The organism is Roseixanthobacter pseudopolyaromaticivorans, assembly GCF_043195145.2.
GTDB lineage: Bacteria > Pseudomonadota > Alphaproteobacteria > Rhizobiales > Xanthobacteraceae > NCEH01.
Genome location: NZ_CM195539.1, coordinates 2,548,592 through 2,565,566 on the forward strand (window position 1 = coordinate 2,548,592; position 16,975 = coordinate 2,565,566).

The 16,975-nt window shown below is 65.6% G+C and carries 19 protein-coding genes; 5 read left to right on the forward strand and 14 right to left on the reverse strand.

Annotated features, from left to right (window positions below; genetic code table 11):
- Positions 1–5 precede the first annotated feature (5 nt).
- Positions 6–1,748 carry an ABC transporter permease gene (locus V5F68_RS12270; protein WP_394014995.1) on the reverse strand — a complete coding sequence of 581 codons (1,743 nt, stop codon included), beginning with the start codon at positions 1,746–1,748 and terminating at the stop codon, positions 6–8.
- Positions 1,749–1,961: 213 nt separating this feature from the next.
- On the opposite strand from V5F68_RS12270, the gene aat reads away from it, so the two are divergent.
- Positions 1,962–2,639 (forward strand): leucyl/phenylalanyl-tRNA--protein transferase, encoded by a 678-nt coding sequence (gene aat, locus V5F68_RS12275; RefSeq protein WP_394014996.1) that lies wholly within the window; start codon positions 1,962–1,964, stop codon positions 2,637–2,639.
- Here the strand turns inward: aat and V5F68_RS12280 are convergent.
- From V5F68_RS12280 to V5F68_RS12315, 8 genes are all read right to left on the reverse strand, one after another.
- Entirely contained in the window at positions 2,570–3,286 is a 717-nt protein-coding gene (locus tag V5F68_RS12280; protein ID WP_394014997.1) for a DUF2155 domain-containing protein, read from the reverse strand. The two genes, aat and V5F68_RS12280, sit on opposite strands and share 70 nt — an antisense overlap.
- 258 nt (positions 3,287–3,544) lie before the next feature.
- Positions 3,545–3,955 (reverse strand): NADH:ubiquinone oxidoreductase subunit NDUFA12, encoded by a 411-nt coding sequence (locus V5F68_RS12285; RefSeq protein ID WP_348845269.1) that lies wholly within the window; start codon positions 3,953–3,955, stop codon positions 3,545–3,547.
- A gap of 94 nt (positions 3,956–4,049) precedes the next feature.
- Positions 4,050–5,117 (reverse strand): calcium:cation antiporter, encoded by a 1,068-nt coding sequence (locus V5F68_RS12290; RefSeq protein ID WP_394014998.1) that lies wholly within the window; start codon positions 5,115–5,117, stop codon positions 4,050–4,052.
- Positions 5,118–5,129: 12 nt separating this feature from the next.
- On the reverse strand, positions 5,130–6,113 hold the full coding sequence (gene speB, locus V5F68_RS12295) for an agmatinase (RefSeq protein WP_348844838.1): 984 nt from the start codon (positions 6,111–6,113) through the stop codon (positions 5,130–5,132).
- Positions 6,114–6,275: 162 nt separating this feature from the next.
- Positions 6,276–7,373 carry a sulfate/molybdate ABC transporter ATP-binding protein gene (locus V5F68_RS12300; RefSeq protein WP_394014999.1) on the reverse strand — a complete coding sequence of 366 codons (1,098 nt, stop codon included), beginning with the start codon at positions 7,371–7,373 and terminating at the stop codon, positions 6,276–6,278.
- An 84-nt stretch (positions 7,374–7,457) separates the two neighbouring features.
- On the reverse strand, positions 7,458–8,477 hold the full coding sequence (locus V5F68_RS12305) for an anti-sigma factor domain-containing protein (protein ID WP_394015000.1): 1,020 nt from the start codon (positions 8,475–8,477) through the stop codon (positions 7,458–7,460).
- Positions 8,474–9,085 carry a sigma factor-like helix-turn-helix DNA-binding protein gene (locus V5F68_RS12310; RefSeq protein ID WP_394015001.1) on the reverse strand — a complete coding sequence of 204 codons (612 nt, stop codon included), beginning with the start codon at positions 9,083–9,085 and terminating at the stop codon, positions 8,474–8,476. The genes V5F68_RS12305 and V5F68_RS12310 overlap by 4 nt, the downstream gene beginning before the upstream one ends.
- Positions 9,086–9,347: 262 nt before the next feature.
- Positions 9,348–9,743 carry a flagellar export protein FliJ gene (locus tag V5F68_RS12315; RefSeq protein WP_394015002.1) on the reverse strand — a complete coding sequence of 132 codons (396 nt, stop codon included), beginning with the start codon at positions 9,741–9,743 and terminating at the stop codon, positions 9,348–9,350.
- A 455-nt stretch (positions 9,744–10,198) separates the two neighbouring features.
- Here V5F68_RS12315 and ctrA point away from each other — a divergent pair, with 455 nt between their 5' ends.
- On the forward strand, positions 10,199–10,900 hold the full coding sequence (gene ctrA / locus V5F68_RS12320; protein WP_348844833.1) for a response regulator transcription factor CtrA: 702 nt from the start codon (positions 10,199–10,201) through the stop codon (positions 10,898–10,900).
- Between the two features lie 103 nt (positions 10,901–11,003).
- Here the strand turns inward: ctrA and copM are convergent, their stop codons facing one another.
- The 3 genes from copM to V5F68_RS12335 all read right to left on the reverse strand — a co-directional run bounded on the left by copM (position 11,004) and on the right by V5F68_RS12335 (position 12,964).
- A complete protein-coding gene (gene copM, locus V5F68_RS12325; RefSeq protein WP_394015003.1) occupies positions 11,004–11,402 on the reverse strand; it encodes a CopM family metallochaperone in 399 nt (132 codons plus the stop codon).
- A 172-nt stretch (positions 11,403–11,574) separates the two neighbouring features.
- Positions 11,575–12,528, reverse strand: coding sequence for a DnaJ C-terminal domain-containing protein (locus V5F68_RS12330; RefSeq protein WP_394015004.1), 954 nt, complete (start codon positions 12,526–12,528; stop codon positions 11,575–11,577).
- Between the two features lie 82 nt (positions 12,529–12,610).
- Entirely contained in the window at positions 12,611–12,964 is a 354-nt protein-coding gene (locus V5F68_RS12335) for an RT0821/Lpp0805 family surface protein (protein WP_394015005.1), read from the reverse strand.
- A 167-nt stretch (positions 12,965–13,131) separates the two neighbouring features.
- Between V5F68_RS12335 and pdxH the strand changes: the two genes are divergently transcribed.
- Positions 13,132–13,770 (forward strand): pyridoxamine 5'-phosphate oxidase, encoded by a 639-nt coding sequence (gene pdxH / locus V5F68_RS12340; RefSeq protein WP_394015006.1) that lies wholly within the window; start codon positions 13,132–13,134, stop codon positions 13,768–13,770.
- Between the two features lie 138 nt (positions 13,771–13,908).
- Complete coding sequence (locus V5F68_RS12345; RefSeq protein ID WP_394015175.1) at positions 13,909–14,625, forward strand: SDR family NAD(P)-dependent oxidoreductase; 717 nt, start codon at positions 13,909–13,911, stop codon at positions 14,623–14,625.
- A 9-nt stretch (positions 14,626–14,634) separates the two neighbouring features.
- Here V5F68_RS12345 and V5F68_RS12350 read toward each other — a convergent pair whose 3' ends face one another.
- Positions 14,635–15,609 (reverse strand): magnesium transporter CorA family protein, encoded by a 975-nt coding sequence (locus V5F68_RS12350; protein ID WP_394015007.1) that lies wholly within the window; start codon positions 15,607–15,609, stop codon positions 14,635–14,637.
- Between the two features lie 107 nt (positions 15,610–15,716).
- Positions 15,717–15,941 carry a hypothetical protein gene (locus V5F68_RS12355; RefSeq protein WP_348844825.1) on the reverse strand — a complete coding sequence of 75 codons (225 nt, stop codon included), beginning with the start codon at positions 15,939–15,941 and terminating at the stop codon, positions 15,717–15,719.
- Between the two features lie 313 nt (positions 15,942–16,254).
- Between V5F68_RS12355 and V5F68_RS12360 the strand changes: the two genes are divergently transcribed.
- Positions 16,255–16,857 carry a L,D-transpeptidase gene (locus V5F68_RS12360; RefSeq protein ID WP_348844824.1) on the forward strand — a complete coding sequence of 201 codons (603 nt, stop codon included), beginning with the start codon at positions 16,255–16,257 and terminating at the stop codon, positions 16,855–16,857.
- The last annotated feature ends 118 nt before the right edge of the window (positions 16,858–16,975 follow it).

The following is a 16,975-nucleotide window of genomic DNA, read 5'->3' on the forward strand; positions in this document are numbered from 1 at the left end:
TCTCCTCAGTCGAGCCGCAGGCGGCGGGCCGCAAAGGTGAACAGCGGGCGCCACAACACCCGGTTGAAGGCGATGACATAGAGCGACATGATCGCGATGCCGAGCGTGATGCGCGGAAAATCCGCCGCCGTGGTGGCATCCGCGATATAGGCGCCAAGGCCTTCGGCGCGCAGGGTGGTGTTGCCCCAGCTCGCCACCTCGGCAACGATGCTCGCGTTCCACGACCCCCCGCTCGCCGTCAGCGCGCCGGTGACGTAATACGGAAAGACGCCGGGCAGGATCACCTTGGTCCACCAGTGCCAGCCGCGGATATGGAACGCGGACGCGGCCTCGCGCATGTCGCTCGGAAACGCGCTGGCGCCGGCGATCACGTTGAACAGAATGTACCATTGGGTGCCGAGGATCATCAGCGGCGAAAGCCAGATGTTCGGGTCGAGCCCCAGCGCCACGATGCCCACCACGGCGAACGGAAACACGATATTGGCCGGGAACGCGGCGAGGAACTGCGCCAGCGGCTGCACCGCCGTTGCCACCTTGGGATTGAGGCCGATCCACACGCCCACCGGCACCCAGACCAGCGAGGCCAGGAAGATCAGCACCGCCACCCGCAGCAAAGTGAGGAAGCCGAGATAGAGCACATGCACCACCTCGCCGCCCGCGACCTCGGTGGCGACGAAGGCGACGATGACCCACAGGCTATAGAGCGCGGCCGCGATCACCAGACCCGCCCAGACGCGGTCCATGGTGCGGCTGCCCCACGCCTTATGCACCTCGTGCGGCACCCGGACCGGCGCGCGCAATGGCATGCGGCCGAGCGCCCGCGCAAGGCTGCCGAGGGGAGACAGCACGATGCGGAAATAATGCGCCCGCTTGACCAGGTCGAGCACCCAGGAGTGGGGCGGCGGACCGCCGGCGGATTGCTCGAAGCGGAACTTTTCCGCCCACGCGACCAACGGGCGGAACAGCACCTGATCGTACAGCAGGATGATGACCAACATGGCCAGCACCGCGTAGGCGACGGCGGCGATATTCCTATCGGCAATGGCGGTCGCCACATAGGCGCCGATGCCCGGCAGGGTGATCGTGGTGTTGCCGACCGAGATCGCCTCCGAGGCCACCACGAAGAACCAGCCGCCGGACATGGACATCATGGTGTTCCACACCAGCCCGGGCATGGAGAACGGCACTTCCAGCCGCCAGAACCGCTGCCAGCCGGTGAGGCCGAAGCTGTCGCACACCTCTTCCAGGTCGCGCGGCAGGGTCTTCATGGACTGGTAGAAGCTGAACGTCATGTTCCAGGCTTGGCTGGTGAAGATGGCAAACACCGCCGCCAGTTCCACGCCCAGCACCTGGCCCGGAAACAGGCCCATGAAAAACACCACGGTGAAGGACAGGAAGCCCAGCACCGGCACCGACTGGAGGATATCGAGGATCGGAATCAGCACCATTTCGGCGCGCCGGCTCTTCGCGGCGATGGCGCCATAGATAAAGGTGAAGATCAGCGACGCGACGATGGCCGCGAGCATGCGCAAGGTGGTGCGCAACGCATATTCCGGCAGCATCGCCGGATCGAGCGAGATCGGCGTCTGCTGCAATTGCGCGATCGGGACCAGCGTTTCCTGCGTGCCGTGGGTGAACAGCGCGAACAGCGCGAAAATGACCGCGAACGCAAAGATGTCGAAGATCGAAAATCGGTGCTGCCGCCCAGGGTTGGAATCGTTTCCGGCACCAGCTGGCTGAAAAAGCATGGCAGGCCCACCGCGCAGAGAGGATGCAAGCGGTTCACGCCGAGGTGAACATTAGGGGCAGTAACGCGCCCGCATGACAAATGCACTACGCATTTGCAGCGCACCAGCGGCGGATCGGCCATCCGCCGTTGCATCCTTGTTGTGTCGTGTTCAGCGGCGCCGGCGGCAAAGCGCCACATCCTCGCTCAAGTTATATGCGCCATCAATAGAGCCATGAGCCGCCCCAACGAACCGATCGTCGAAATCACACCGGACGTGCTGCTGAAGGCCTATGCCTGCGGCATCTTTCCCATGGCGGAAAGCGCGGACGATCCCGGCCTGTATTGGATCGAGCCGGAGCGGCGGGGCGTGTTTCCCCTGGACGGGCTCAAGATCTCCTCACGCCTCGCGCGCACCATCCGGTCGGACAAGTTTGAGATCCGAGTCGATCACGATTTCGATGGCGTCATCAATGGCTGCGCCGCACCCCAGGAAGGCCGCACCAAGACCTGGATCAACGCCCGCATCCGGCGTCTGTATGGCGAATTGTTCATGCGGGGGCGCTGCCACACGGTGGAAGCCTGGCGCGACGGGCGCCTCGTGGGCGGGCTATATGGCGTGCGGCTGGGGGGTGCCTTCTTCGGCGAAAGCATGTTCCACATCGAGCGGGACGCCTCGAAGGTGGCGCTGGTCCATCTTGTGGCACGCTTGAGGGCCGGCGGCTTTCGCCTGCTGGATACCCAGTTCGTCACCAGCCATTTGCAGAGCCTGGGCGCGATCGAGATCAGCCGGCGCCAATATCACCGGCAGCTGGAACAGGCGCTGGAGGTGGAGGGCGATTTCTATTTCTGGCCGGCAGCCTTGCCGGTGGCGGGCGGGGTGGCCTTGCAGTCGGTCAGCCAGACGTCATAGACCGGATGCTCCACGCCGTGCAGGCCCGGGCTGGACGCGAACATCCAGCCGGTGAAGATGCGCTTGGCCTCGCCCTTCAGCGTGATTTCGTTCACCTCGGTGAAGCTGGTGGTGTTCTGCGTCTCCGTGGGCGGGCGCGTGTAGCACACCCGCGGCGTCACCTGGAGCGCGCCGAACTGCACGGTTTCGCCGATTCCCACCTCAAACGAGGTGATGCGCCCGGTGATCTTGTCGAGCCCGGCATAGACCGCGGTCCGGTTGGAGATCCGCTCCGGCGGTGGCTGGACGACCACCACGTCTCCGGAATCTCCGGGTGCGGAAGGCGTTCCGGCAGCCGGAGGCTGGGCCACGGAGGGCGCGGGCAATTGCCCCTGGCCCGGCGGCCGCGGAGAACCCGGCGGCGGCAATTGCGGCGCAGAGGGCCGCTGTGCGGGCGGAGGATATCCGGGAGGCAGCGCGCCGTTCGGCGCGGGCGCGGTTGAACTGCCGAAGCCGCTCGGCGGCGCCAGCGGCGCCGATTCGATGCCCGACCGGCTCTGCGCGAGTGCCGGCCCGGCGGCGCAAAGCCCGATCACGAGAGCGACGCAGGCATTCAGCCGCGATGACCCGGGGAACAGCCGACGCGCATCGAATTGGACTTTGACCATGAAAACGCAGACCCGAACATGCCGAGGGCGGAGCCCGTTCCGCAGCCAGCGGGGAAGCCCGGCGGACGGCGCACCGCCCAAGCCATTCTCCCGACGCACGCGGCACGGTGAAGCGCGCCCAATTCCCTGCTGGTTATCACCTGCAATGCGGCACCGCGAGGGCGAATCGAGCATGCCGGAAGGAAAGCATCGGGCCGAGACGCACGCCGCAGCCCGCAATCGCCGCGTGCCTCATGGGGCGCGCGGCGTGCGTGGGGCTCACTCGCCCGGGGTCCAGGCCTTGTAGTCGCCGGTGACTTCCGGCCGATTGCGGCCGCCGGGGAAAGCGCCCTTGGGCCGATAGGCGGCCGGCGAACCGGTCATGTTCCGCAGGTGCGGCTTCTGCCAGCCCCGCGGGGTATAGGATTCTTCGGTCGGCGGCGTGTCGGTGCGGTGATGAATCCAGCCGTACCAGCCCGTGGGAATGGTGGTGCTGTCGGCATAGCCCGGATAGACCACCCAGCGGCGTTCGAACCCCAATTGCGGATCTATCGCGCCGCCCTTGGTGCGGAAATAACGGTTGCCCGCCTCATCCTGCCCCACGAACTCGCCAAAGCGACGGGTCCACAGCATGGTGCCGACCGTCTGCTTATTCCACCAGGTGAACACATAGAGCAGGAACTCTTTCACGGCCCACGCCTCGCTGCTTGACGCCTCGCCCTTGATCGCGCGGACCATGCCACCGCGCCCCCGCGGTGTCCACCGTGGAAGCGCCCGCAGCCGCTCAGGGCGAAAAAAGCGTCATGACATAAACAAAGAACAGCACCAGATGCACCAGTCCCGTAAGGGCATTGGTCTTGCCGGTGCCGAAGGACACGATGCTGAGCACGAGGGCGAGCAGCAATTGCACCCGGTCCTCGGGATCGAGCGCAAGGGTGACCTGCCGGTCCACCATATAGCTGACAGCCACCATCACAGGCATGGTCAAGCCAATGGTGGCGAGGGCGGAGCCCAGCGCCGCGTTCAGCGCCCGCTGCAGCCGGTTGCGCCGCGCTGCGCGCACTGCGGTGATGGTCTCGGGCAGGAGCAGGATGGCAACGACGATGGCGCCCACCACCGCGTCCGGGTCCGACAGGCCCTGACGGTCCATGAACCGTTCCACGCCCTCCGCCACGTGATTAGACAGCAGCACCACGCCGCCGAGGCTCAACAGCAGGAAGGCGACAGCCGACCAGAATTCGCCGCGGGTCGCCTCGCGCTCCTCGCTCTCGTCCCAGCCGAGAAAATGGTCGCGGTGGCGCACGGTCTGCATGAACAGGAACGAACCATAGAGCAGCACCACGCCGACCATGATGACCGCGATGTCGATGGGATTCGGCGTGCCGCGCTGGCCGGCCGACGTGACGCTCGGCAGGATGAGGGCCAGGATCGAGATCGACATGATGACCGAGAGGAATCCGCTCAGCCCTTGCTGGCGCACCTCCTGCTCGCGGTGGCGCAGCCCACCCAGCAGGAGGCAGAGGCCCACCACGCCCGTCAGCACGAACATGACCGTGGACAGCACCGCCTCGCGCGGCAAAGTCGGGTTGTTCTCTCCGTTCAGCATCATGGACACCAGCACCGACACCTCGATGAGGGTCACGCTGAAGGTGAGCACAAGGGTTCCGAACGGCTGGGGCAGCCGCGCCGAGACAGTGTCCGCATGGCTCACCGCCGAAAAAATGGTCCCCATCATCAACAGCGAGGCCGCCCATTCCGCGGCCCGCCCGGACAGCGGGTAGAGCACGGGCCAGGCAAAGGCCAGGGCCAGCCCGGCAATGGGGAAGAGGAAAGGCAGCAGCCTGCGAAGCATCGGATCCGCCCGCTAGAGGGCGATGCTCTGCCCCTGCGCCTTGCGCTGGGCAAGCAGGCACAGATAGGTCGCGGCGAGGCTCGCCCCCGCAAGCGCGGTGATCTCCGCATGGTCATAAGGAGGAGAAACCTCCACCACGTCGAAGCCCTTCAAATTGAGGGCACCGAGGCCACCCACGGTCATCAGCGCTTCCCGGCTTGAGAGGCCGCCGCACACCGGCGTGCCGGTGCCGGGCGCGAAGGCCGGATCGAGCGCGTCGATATCGAACGTGAGATAGACCGGCGCATCGCCCACCCGCTCGCGGATATGGCGGATGATGCCGCGCGGACCGAGGTCGGCGGCATCAAAGCCGTGCAGCACGTCGATGCCATAGGTTTGCGGCGCATGGGTGCGGATGCCGACCTGGACCGAGCGCTCCACCCGGATCAGCCCATCCTTCACCGCACGGGTGATCATGGTGCCGTGATCGACGCGGGTGCCGTCGTCGTCCCAGGTGTCCTGATGGGCATCGAACTGCACCAGGGCGATCGGCTCGCCGAGATGCGCCACCAGGGCCTTGAGCACGGGATAGGTGAGGAAATGGTCCCCGCCGAGGGTCACAAGATGGGAGCCGCGCGCGAAATGCTGCGCCGCCTGGGCCTCGATGGCGGCGGGTATGGAATAAGGCAGGCCATAGTCGAACACGCAGTCGCCGGCGTCCGCCACATCCAGGGTCGCGAAGGGGTCAAAGCCGAACGGATAGAAATCGTCGCCGTCCAGGATCGCGGACGCGGCGCGGATCGCGCGCGGCCCGAACCGCGTTCCGGGCCGGTTGGAGACCGTGACATCGAGTGGAACCCCCCACACCACGGCCTCGGCCCCGCCGCCGTCCTTGGCATAGCGCCGGCGCAGGAATGAGGTGACGCCCGAATAATTCGGCTCCGTAGACTGGCCATGGCGGAAGCTGCGATCCAGGGCCCGATCCACGGGGCGCGGGTGAAGGGGATCGTCGCTCATGGGAAGACCTCTCGGGCGCGGAAACGACTGCCGGGCTGCCGCGCAATTCCGCGCGGGCGTGCGGCCTCGCGCACGCCATTGTCGATAGCGCCGGCACGCGGCCGCAGGCAAGCCTTCGCAGCCGCAAAAATACTCTGGGGCCTCGCGCTGCGGCCGTGGCCGTCAGATCGCGTATTCCCCAACCTGGTGGGATGCCGGCGGACGGCAATCCACCCCCGGCCCGCTCGCCGGAAACAGCCGGCCACGATCGAACCGCACAGACACCTTGCCGGCCTCGGGCACCTTGGCGGTAGGCGCGACGTCGGCTTCCACGTGCGCCCCACCCACCACGAGTTCCAGCCGGCGGATCGCGCCGTGGCGCCGATAGGCCTTCACCATGCCTTCCGCGCCCGGCGTGCCGGCGAGCGCGACTGTAATGTCGTGCGGCCGCGCGAACAGGACCGCTGGGCCGTCGGCGACGCGCTCCATGGCGGTTGCGATAATCTGCCCTTCGGCACGCACCACGCCGTCCTTGACCTCGACCGGAATGCGGCTGGACTCGCCCATGAAGCCGAACACGTCGGGCGTGGACGGCCGGTCATAAACATCGTCCGGCGTGCCCACCTGTTCGATGCGGCCCTTGCTCATCACCACCACGCGGTCGGCCAGTTCCAGGGCCTCTTCCTGGTCGTGCGTGACGAACAAGGTGGTATGGCCGGTCTGTTCGTGCAGATGCCGCAGCCAGGCGCGCAATTCCTTGCGGACCAAGGCGTCCAGCGCGCCGAACGGCTCGTCGAGCAGCAACACCTTCGGCTCGATGGCGAGCGCGCGCGCCAAGGCCACGCGCTGGCGCTGGCCGCCGGACAATTGCGCCGGATAGCGCGCGCCATAGCCCGCCAGTTGCACCAAAGCGAGCAGGCTTTCCACACGCTTGGCAATGTCGCCTTCCGACGGGCGCGTCGCACGCGGGCGCGAGCGCAGCCCATAGGCGATGTTGTCGGCCACGTTCATATGGCGGAACAGGGCATAATGCTGGAAGACGAAGCCGATGCCCCGATAGCGCACCGGCACGGTGGAGGCATCCGCCCCGTCCAGGATCACCCGTCCGGAATCCAATTGCTCCAGGCCCGCCACCACCCGCAGCAAGGTGGTCTTGCCCGAGCCGGAGGGACCGAGCAGCGCCACCAGCTCGCCCGGCTCCACATCCAGGGAGATGCCCGCGAGCGCCTGCTGCGTGCCGAACGTCTTCACGGCATTTTCTACGGCGACGGCAACGGTCATAAGCTGTGCAAGGCCCCGGTGAACGGAAGTTCCGCTTATGGCATGATCGCGCGGCGCAGGAAACGCAGGCCCGCGAAGATCAGCTCAGAGCTGTTTGAGCGGGCCGGCGAGGATCACCTCTCCCGTGCCCTGCCCCGGCGCATCGCCAGCGGCCTCGAGCGTGATCTCCAGCATCGCCGTGCCCTGCCCGGTCCAACTCGTGAGGTCGGGGGCAAGGGCGGTCGGGTCGCGAAAGGCGCACAGGAGATTGCGGGTGCCGTCCTGTGACACCAGCCACAGACGATAGGTCTGCCCCTCCGGCGGCACGGAGAGCCCGACCACCTCCAGGCGGCGGGTTGCCGGATCGAGCTTAATGGTGACACGCGGCGCACTGCGTGGGGTGAGAACCGCCTCGTGCTGCGTCGGCGCGGCCGGTGCCAACTGGAGGCTGACTTTATCCCAACGGCCCGAATCGCGGAGCAACAGACCGCCGAGGCCGAGCACGACTATCGCCATCAGGCCGCTGGCCACGCGCCAGGGATTGCGAGCGGCGGACGAGAGTGCGGGCTGAGCGAATGGGACGCCCTTCTGGTCCGGCAGAGACGGCTGCAGACCCGGCGAAGGCTCGGGGATCGATGCGGCCGCCTCCGACACGGCAGGCGTCGCCGCCGCGCGGTGTCCGTTTCCGTCACCCGGCGCGGCCGCCTCCAGGCCGGCGTCCTTCTCCAGCTCCCGGATTTCCGCTTCCGCGACCACGGGGGGCACCGGCAACAGCTCCGCCGCTTGCGCCGCGACGGCCCGCAAATCGGCGGACGGCTCGGTGGGGGCAGCCTCAGTCGGCGAGGTCGGCGCCGCGTCGGCGGGCGCTGTCTCCTGCGCGTCCTCGGCCACTGCCGGCTCCGCCGGCAAGTCCCTCAGCACATCTTGCAGCAACCCTTCGGGCGGCACCACGCTGACGGCGAGTTCGTGCAGCGGCCCCAGCCGGCGTTCCCAGAGCGTGACGAGGACGGCGAACGCGCGGTCGCACGCGATCCGCGCCCGCGCGGCGCTGCGTTCTGCGGCATCGAGCGTGCCGAGCACATATTCGGCGGCTTCGCGGCGATCTTCTTCACGCGCATCCATCATTGCATGAACGCGTCGATTTCGCCGACGCTTCGCCGCAACCAGGTGTTGATTCCATGGACGGGCGCGTCGAAATAAATGGAGAGAGCGTCGCGGGTCCAGCCGTCATAATAGGCCAGCAACACCATGCGGCGGCGTTCTTCCGAAAGATGGCCGAGGCAGCCGAGCAGTTCGAGAAGTTCCCGGCTCCGCTCCTCGCTGGCCAGCGGGTCGTCCGCCGGGTCCTCCACGACGAACGGCTCGAACACCGAACCATCGTCGCTGGGCTGTTCCCGAGCAAGGTCGAGCGCCGTGCGCCGCACATGGGCGACCATCCAGCACAAGGGATCGCCGATGAGATCCTCGAGGGCTTCGGCCGGCTGGCGCCCGACGGGCGCGTCCCCGGTGCCCGGCGATGTTCCATCAAGAGACGCACGCAGCGCCCGCGCCTCGTTCCAGATGGCGAGATAGGCCGCCTTGAGCGCCAGCGTCGCGCGGTCGGAGTGGCGCAGGAGGCGCAGAGCGATGCCGTAGAAGCGGGGGCTCGTGCGGGCGTAGAGACTCTGGAAGGCGTCGCGATCTCCAAGGGAGACCGCGATTAAAAGATCCCTCAGCACATCAGAGTTCGCCACTGCCGTCTTGATCCCGCACCGGGTGCCGCAAAAAGGCGAGACTTAAAATCTCACCCGAAAAAACGGCCGCAAAGCATTGTTAGAAAACACACTTTCCTAACAATGCCAGCGCGCGGCGAAAGCGCCACACCCCAAGGAAATGAGGCTAAATCAAGACCCGCAAAAGGTGAAGCCCTTCTGCGCGTTCCGGCGCAAGAAGCTGAAATGACTTCCTTTTCGAAAAGCTCAGATAGTGCGCGAATGACATCACGAACGCGGGATATCAGGCCCGCGCCGGCTCACCCATGCGCCAGCCGATGCGACGTTCCAGCGCTTCCGCTTCGCTGACACGCTCACGCTCGCTGGCCGCCTCTTCCATCTGAAGCTGAGCCTCGGCATCCGCGAGGGCGCTCTCAGCCTCGTCGCGCTGCGTGCGCAGATCCTGCGCCGAGCGGGAGAGATTGTCGCGCCGCTGACGGGCCGCCGCGGCGAGGGGGGAATAAGCGAAATGGCGCGGATCGGAGATGCCGGAGCGCTCCTCCTCGCCCGCGATGTCACGATCAAGGTCGGCCGCCATGCGGTCGAACTCGGCGATCATGGTGTCGATCCGCACGATGCGGCGACGCGCATCCTCGATCTTGAACCGCTTGGCGCGGATAAGGGGTTCACGCGACTTCATGGAACGCGATACTCCGAAGGCACAAATGAACGCTTTGGCCGTTTTGCGGGCACTTCCAGGGCCACAATGACGCCGACCCGTTGCCCTTTCCTTACCGCCGCGCCGCTTTGGCCAGGAAAATCGCTTAACCTCGCGGGACGGAAACCAATCGTTTACCGACTTCGTTAATGATGCCTCCACGGTTCGGATGAGGGTGCTTCGAAAAAGCCCCTTGGCCGACGCTCCCGAGGCTCGGGAGATGGTGTGGAGATACAGGCCGGGTCGGCCGAAACAACTTTGACGGCGTGCGGAGAGTCAGTCTTCGCATTCATGCACAAAGTTTTTTCGAAGGACTCTTGTCCAGTTGAATCGGTATCGGGTATCGATTCATCACACGTATCGCGAATCACACTGTCGGCTGAGCACACCAAGGGCGGCACGCCGCTTTTCGGGTTGTTGCGAGGAAGGGGATTGCCATGCGCGTCTTGCTCATCGAGGACGACAGTGCGACGGCCCAAAGCATCGAGCTGATGCTGAAGTCCGAGAGCTTTAATGTCTACACGACGGATCTCGGTGAAGAAGGCATCGACCTGGGTAAGGTCTATGAATACGACATCATCCTGCTGGATATAAACCTGCCGGATATGTCGGGCTTCGAGGTGCTGCGCAATCTGCGTGTCGCCAAGGTGAAGACCCCGATCCTGATCCTCTCCGGCCTCGCCGGCACCGAGGACAAGGTGAAAGGCTTCGGCTTCGGCGCCGACGATTATCTCACCAAGCCGTTCCACAAGGACGAAATGGTGGCGCGCATCCACGCCATCGTACGGCGCTCCAAGGGCCATGCCCAGTCGGTGATCCAGACCGGCGACCTGATCGTCAACCTCGACACCAAGACGGTGGAAGTGGAAGGCGCCCGGGTCCATCTGACCGGCAAGGAATACCAGATGCTGGAGCTGCTCTCGCTCCGCAAGGGCACCACGCTCACCAAAGAGATGTTCCTCAACCATCTCTACGGCGGCATGGACGAGCCCGAGCTGAAGATCATCGACGTGTTCATCTGCAAGCTGCGCAAGAAGCTGGCGAACGCATCGGCGGGCAAGAACTACATCGAGACCGTCTGGGGACGTGGCTATGTGCTGCGCGAGCCCATGGCGGGAGCCGAGCGCATCGCGGTCTGACGACGGCCGAGATCAAGGCATCCGACAAAAAGGCCTCGCCGATGGCGAGGCCTTTTTCATTTTCGCGCTTTGCTTCGTCGCTTTACGCGCCCGCTTTGAGCGTTCACTTGCCCTTGGCGGCGAGCCATTTGCGCATGTCGGCGATTTCCTGCTCCTGCGCCGCGATGATCCCCTCGGCCAGCTTGCGGATCTGCGGATCGGTGCCGTAGCTCAGCTCCACCTTCGCCATGTCGATGGCCCCCTGGTGGTGAGCGATCATGCCGCGCACGAAATCCACGTCGGCATTGCCCGTATAGGCGATGTCCATGTCGGCATGCATCTTGGCGTTCGCGGCCTGGAGCGCCGCAGTGGCCGGGGAAGCGGCGGGCGCCGGCATGGCCATGGGCATGGTGTGGTCGTGGCTCGCAGGCGCAGGCGTGGACTGGGCAAAGGCCGCGCCGGGCAACCCAAGCGCCCCGATCACGAGGCTTGCCGCACACATCCGAGCAAATCGATTTGTCATGGTCCTGTTCCTTCTGGCGCCACGCGCATCCTCGAAGGGGAACGCGTGGCCAGCGGCAGAAATAGGGCCGCGGGCCACTGACCAACCATGAAATGGCTCAATCCCGCGGCGCGGCGCAATGGCGCGCCCACGCCTGGGACTTAGGAAAGGACCGCCGCGCAGCCGGCGGGCGTCATTTCCCCTCGGCGACCGCCCGCATCTTGCGCATCAGCGCTTCAAGCTCCGCGTCGTGCTCGGCCGGCAGCACCACATTGGCGCTCACCAGGAGATCGCCGTGCCCGCCGGAGGCCTTGGGAAGCCCCTTGCCGCGCAGGCGGAAGGTGCGCCCGCCGGACGTCCACGCGGGAATGTTCAGATCCACCGCCCCAGTCAGGGTCGGCACGCGCACCTTGGCCCCGAGCACCGCATCCGGGAGCGGCACGTCCGCTTCGTAGCGCAGGTCGAAATCCTCGCGCTTGAATTTGTCGTGCGGGGCGTAGCTGATGGTGACGAACGCGTCGCCCGGCGGTCCGCCGAACGGGCTCGCTTCCCCCTGCCCCTTCAGGCGCATGCGATGGCCTTCCAGCGTGCCGGCGGCGATCTTCACCTCCACCTGCTTGCCGCTGGGCAATTGCACGCGCTTTCCCGCGCCATGGGTCGCCTCCTCGAAGCTGACCGGCAAGGTCAGCTCGATATCGGCGCCCGGCTCGGGCATGCCGCCACGCGCACCGCGCCGCTGGCGGCCGAACCCGAAAATATCGCCCAGATCCTCGCCCATATCAGGGCCGCGTCGCGCATTGCGCCGGACCCCTTCGGGACCGAAGGAAAAACTCTCGAAAATCGTATCGCCGTCGAAGCCGGAAAAGCCGCCCGGGCCCGGCCGGCCGCGCCCGCCGCCGAAACCGGAGAAGTCCGGGGCGCGTGGCTTGCCGTCCGCGTCGATCTCGCCCCGATCGAACTGGCCGCGCTTTTCGGCGTCGGCGAGAATCTCGTGGGCCGTGTTCAGTTCGGCAAAGCGGTCCTGCGCCTTCGGGTCGCCCTGATTGGCGTCCGGGTGCAGTTTCTTCGCCAGCCGCCGATAGGCGCGCTTGATCTCCGCTTCGTCGGCGTTCTTGGCAACGCCGAGGACGTCGTATGGATCACGCATGCAGATTCACCTCAGGGTCGGCGCTTTCCGGCCGACCTCGTCCTTCATGTGGGAATAAGGTGCCCTATTTCAACAGCGGGGCTCAAGCCCGTCCAAGGACTCGCACCTGCGACAGGGTGGTTCCCTTGCCATCGCGGCACGCGTCGCCCTGCACCCAATGTTCCCCCGTGCTGTCGACGACACCGATCCGAAATTCCCGGCAGCCGTTGTCCTTCACCACGCCCAGCGGCGTGGATGTGCCCCGGGCGCCGGTGATGGTGTTCTGCCAGGGCATGCTTGCGCCGGCGTCGCGCGATTTCAGCGCTTGGTCGAGAGCGACTTTCGCCTGCGCCCAGTCGGTGGAGGCGATGCCCTGCGGGGCATCCCCCACCGGCATGGTGAGCGCAACCGGCTGCGGTTTCAAGGAACCGGTGACCAGTTGGTCGTCATCCGACATGCCCAGCAGAGAACCGCAGCCGGACAATGCCAGGGCGGCGCAGAACAACGCCCCTGCGACCAATGGCCGAACGGCTGTGCGGCGCCGGCCGATCCTATATAAGGCGTTCTTTGCGCCGCCTTGGTCCGCCGTTTCACAATGACGCCACACGGGAAGGGCTCCCAGCCATGTCCGATTCGCCTATGGAAGCCGCAAACCCCTTAACAGGCAGTGATTTCACGCAGAATACCGAGCCTTTTCGTCTCTTTTCGGAGTGGCTCGACGAAGCCGGCCGCACCGAACCCAACGATCCCAACGCAATGACCTTGGCGACCGTGGATGAAGAGGGCCTGCCGGATGCCCGCATGGTGCTGCTGAAGGGCCTGGACGCACGCGGTTTCGTCTTCTTCACCAACACCATGAGCGCCAAGGGCCGGGAGCTGGCCTCCACTCCCAAGGCCGCGCTCGTGTTTCACTGGAAATCGCTGCGGCGCCAGGTGCGGGTGCGCGGACCGGTGGAGCAGGTCACCGACACGGAAGCGGACGTCTATTTCGCCACCCGCCCGCGCCTGTCTCAGATCGGCGCTTGGGCGAGCCAACAATCCCAGCCGCTGGAGGGCCGTTTCGCCTTCGAGGCGGCGGTGGCCGCAACCACCGCGAAATATGCCCTCGGCACCGTGCCGCGCCCGCCCCATTGGACCGGATTCCGCATCGTGCCCACCGCCATCGAGTTCTGGCACGACCGCCCGTTCCGCCTGCATGACCGCATCGTGTTCCGCCGTCCGGAACCGGCGGGAGACTGGACCCGCACGCGCCTCTACCCCTGAGGTGCGGCCCGGAGCGCGGGGCACCACGCTTGACCCCGCGTCGTGCCCGTGCTGCCTGCCTGGGAATGGCGCCCGGCGCGCCGCACGGCTTTACGTTTCGAGGAACAGATGTCCGCCAGCAACCAATCGCCCCGCATCATGCTGTTGACCGGCGCCTCGCGCGGCATCGGCCACGCGACGGTGAAGCGCTTTTCCAGCGCCGGCTGGCGGGTCATCACCTGTTCGCGCCACGCTTTTCCCGAGCAATGCCCCTGGGCGGCGGGGCCGGAGGACCATATTCAGGTGGACCTCTCCGATCCTGTGAACACCGAAGAGGCGATCGAGGAGATCAAGCGCCGGCTGCCGGCCGGGGAGTTGCACGCCCTGGTGAACAATGCCGGCATCTCCCCCAAGGGTACGGGCGGCGCGCGGCTCGGCTCGCTCGATACGACGCGCGAGACCTGGGCACACGTCTTCCAGGTGAATTTCTTCGCGCCCATCATGCTGGCGCGCGGGCTGGTGGAGCAATTGGAAGCGGCGCGCGGCTCGGTGGTGAACGTCACCTCCATCGCCGGCGTGCGCGTGCACCCGTTCGCGGGCGCGGCCTATTCGACCTCCAAGGCCGCGCTGGCGGCACTCACGCGCGAGATGGCGGTGGATTTCGGTCGCCGCGGCATCCGCGTCAACGCCATCGCCCCGGGCGAGATTGACACCGCGATCCTCTCCCCCGGCACCGACAAGATCGTCGAGCAGATCCCGCTGCAACGGCTTGGAACACCGGACGAGGTGGCGAAGATCATCTACGTGCTGTGCACCGAGACCTCGTCCTATCTGAACGGTGCCGAGATCCACATCGACGGCGGACAGAACGTCTAGCGGCGCCCGTTAAAGCCAGCGGCGCCACTTGAAGAAGACGTAGGGCAGGATCGCCGAGATCACCATGGCGGTCAGCGCGAGAGGATAGCCATAGGTCTCGGCAAGCTCCGGCATGTGCTGGAAGTTCATGCCGTAGATCGAGGCGATCAGGGTGGGCGGCATCAGCACCACCGAAAGCACCGCGAAGATCTTGATGATGTTGTTCTGCTCCAGGCCCACCATGCCGATGGTCCCGTCCAGCAGGAATTGCAACTTGTTGGCGAGGAAGTTGGCGTAGTCCGCAAGCCCCGTGACGTCGCGCGTCATGCTCTTGATCTGGCTCTTGGTATCCGGGCCCAGGGGCTTTGATTCGCCCTCCGTGCCGATGAAGGCCAGCAGCCGCGACAGGGAGGCGAGACTTTCTCGGGCATAGGAGAGCAAGCCCTCCTTGCGGCCGATATGGGTAAGGATCGCACGATAGCGCTGGGTTCGGTTGCCGCCCTCGCTGTCGCGCTCGAACACACGCTTGGAGAGGCGCTCGATATCCGCTCCGGTGCGCTCCAGCACCTCGGACACGCGGTCCACGATGGTATCGAGGAGTTCCATCAGGATCTGCCCGCCCGTGGTTTGCGCGCATAGCTTCTTGAGCCGCGTCGCGAGCACCACAAAGGGCTTGGGATCCGCATAACGGACAGTCACCAGCTTTCCCTTGACCAGGATGAAGGTGACCGGATCGACACTGGGCGCCTCGGTGTCGGCGCCGCACAGGATCGACAGCGTCATATAAGCGGCGCCGCCTTCCACATAGAGCCGGCTGGACGGCTCGATCTGGCGCATCTCTTCCCGGGTGGGGATTTCAACCCCCACCGCGCGCTCGATCTGCTCGTCTTCATGCTCCGCAGGAGCCATGAGATCCAGCCATAGCGCGTCCGTCGGCACGTCCCCGTCGGGCGGAACGGTTTGCGGCTTGAGTGCACCGTCAACCAGGCGATAGGCCACCAGCATGTCTCACCGTCTATGCTAGCGAACGCGGCAAAGGGGCGTCCGCTTTACGGGATACATGCGCGGCCCCACGCAGGCTGGCAAGCGCTGCTCGGACCGAACGTTGCAACTCAGGCCGCGAGGTGGTCGATATCGCGCAGGGTAACCACCTTGTTCGGCTCGCCGGCGCTCTTCGGCGCTGCGGACTTGGTCTCGCTGGCGAGACGGGCGGCAGCAGCGGCGGCAGCAACGGCCGTGATCCCGATATCGCGCCATTGGCCCGAATGGGCGCCGTAACGGTTTGTTTCGGTCTCCGCGCGGGGGGCTGCGCCCGGCCCAGGCTGATTGCTAGACATCGTACTCTCTCCTAACGAAGGCATCTGCCTAAAACAGAAGCCCGTGGGTGTGAAGACCACTGACAGATGGTGGGCAACTGCGTCGAAACTGTGCAGGCCCTGCGACATTGCAGAGGTCTTAGTGCGAGAGCATTGCGCAAGGCTTTCAACAGCGTCTTAACGCCTGACGAAAGGTGAACTGCTGAGACATTTTTGCCACGCTTTTTTGCTCTCCGGCGCGGCGAGTTCGTGGCCTCTTCAAGGCGTGGCAGCGTTCGGGTAAGCCATATTTACGAAACGAATCTGTTCACCCTATTTTTTTAAAGAGGCGGTCATGGCGAAGCGGGCGGTCGCGGCTGTTCTGCTTGGACTTCTATTAGGTGGCTGCATGGCGTCTACGCCTCAGCCCGCTCCGGAATCGTCGCTCAAGCCGCGGGACAAGCAATTGCTCGCGCAGGCGCCTTATCCGAAGGTGAAGCCCGAGGGGATGTTTGCAAGGCAGATTGTCGAGTATACCGGCAAGGAGAAGCCGGGAACGATTGTTATCGATACCGACAAGAAGCTGCTCTATTTCGTCGAGGGCAATGGCCAGGCCATTCGCTACGGCGTGACGGTGGGCGAGGAAAGCCTGGCCTTCCGCGGCGACGCGAAGGTTGGACGCAAGGCCGAATGGCCGAGCTGGACCCCGACCCCCGAGATTCACCAGCGCATCGCCGGCCTTCCGGCCTATGTGGGTCCCGGCCCGCATAATCCGATGGGTGCCCGCGCGCTGTATCTCTACCAGGGCCAGAAGGACACGCTGTTCCGCATCCACGGCACCAACCAGCCGGAATTGCTGGGTCAGGCCATCTCCTCCGGCTGCATCCGCATGCTGAACGAGGACGTGATCGACCTCTACAATCGCGTGCCGGTCGGCGCGGAGGTCGTGGTTCTCTGAGCCTGACTTCACCGAGGACAGTTCAAGAAAGCCGCCGCGCCGATGCGTGGCGGCTTTTTTCATTTCAGGTGACCATAGCCAGGTCCGTGCGCTCCGGCCGGGACGCCAATACGAGCGT

Coding starts and splice junctions, on each gene's coding strand:
- V5F68_RS12315 (WP_394015002.1), bottom strand. CDS start 9,743: ATGAAGTCGCGTGAACCCCTTATCCGCGCCAAGCGGTTCAAGATCGAG.
- V5F68_RS12305 (WP_394015000.1), bottom strand. CDS start 8,477: ATGATGGATGCGCGTGAAGAAGATCGCCGCGAAGCCGCCGAATATGTG.
- V5F68_RS12350 (WP_394015007.1), bottom strand. CDS start 15,609: ATGCTGGTGGCCTATCGCCTGGTTGACGGTGCACTCAAGCCGCAAACC.
- V5F68_RS12300 (WP_394014999.1), bottom strand. CDS start 7,373: ATGACCGTTGCCGTCGCCGTAGAAAATGCCGTGAAGACGTTCGGCACG.
- V5F68_RS12335 (WP_394015005.1), bottom strand. CDS start 12,964: ATGTCGGATGACGACCAACTGGTCACCGGTTCCTTGAAACCGCAGCCG.
- V5F68_RS12355 (WP_348844825.1), bottom strand. CDS start 15,941: ATGTCTAGCAATCAGCCTGGGCCGGGCGCAGCCCCCCGCGCGGAGACC.
- V5F68_RS12345 (WP_394015175.1), top strand. CDS start 13,909: ATGCTGTTGACCGGCGCCTCGCGCGGCATCGGCCACGCGACGGTGAAG.
- copM (WP_394015003.1), bottom strand. CDS start 11,402: ATGACAAATCGATTTGCTCGGATGTGTGCGGCAAGCCTCGTGATCGGG.
- V5F68_RS12290 (WP_394014998.1), bottom strand. CDS start 5,117: ATGCTTCGCAGGCTGCTGCCTTTCCTCTTCCCCATTGCCGGGCTGGCC.
- V5F68_RS12330 (WP_394015004.1), bottom strand. CDS start 12,528: ATGCGTGATCCATACGACGTCCTCGGCGTTGCCAAGAACGCCGACGAA.
- V5F68_RS12360 (WP_348844824.1), top strand. CDS start 16,255: ATGGCGAAGCGGGCGGTCGCGGCTGTTCTGCTTGGACTTCTATTAGGT.
- V5F68_RS12270 (WP_394014995.1), bottom strand. CDS start 1,748: ATGCTTTTTCAGCCAGCTGGTGCCGGAAACGATTCCAACCCTGGGCGG.
- speB (WP_348844838.1), bottom strand. CDS start 6,113: ATGAGCGACGATCCCCTTCACCCGCGCCCCGTGGATCGGGCCCTGGAT.
- aat (WP_394014996.1), top strand. CDS start 1,962: ATGAGCCGCCCCAACGAACCGATCGTCGAAATCACACCGGACGTGCTG.
- pdxH (WP_394015006.1), top strand. CDS start 13,132: ATGTCCGATTCGCCTATGGAAGCCGCAAACCCCTTAACAGGCAGTGAT.
- V5F68_RS12280 (WP_394014997.1), bottom strand. CDS start 3,286: ATGGTCAAAGTCCAATTCGATGCGCGTCGGCTGTTCCCCGGGTCATCG.
- ctrA (WP_348844833.1), top strand. CDS start 10,199: ATGCGCGTCTTGCTCATCGAGGACGACAGTGCGACGGCCCAAAGCATC.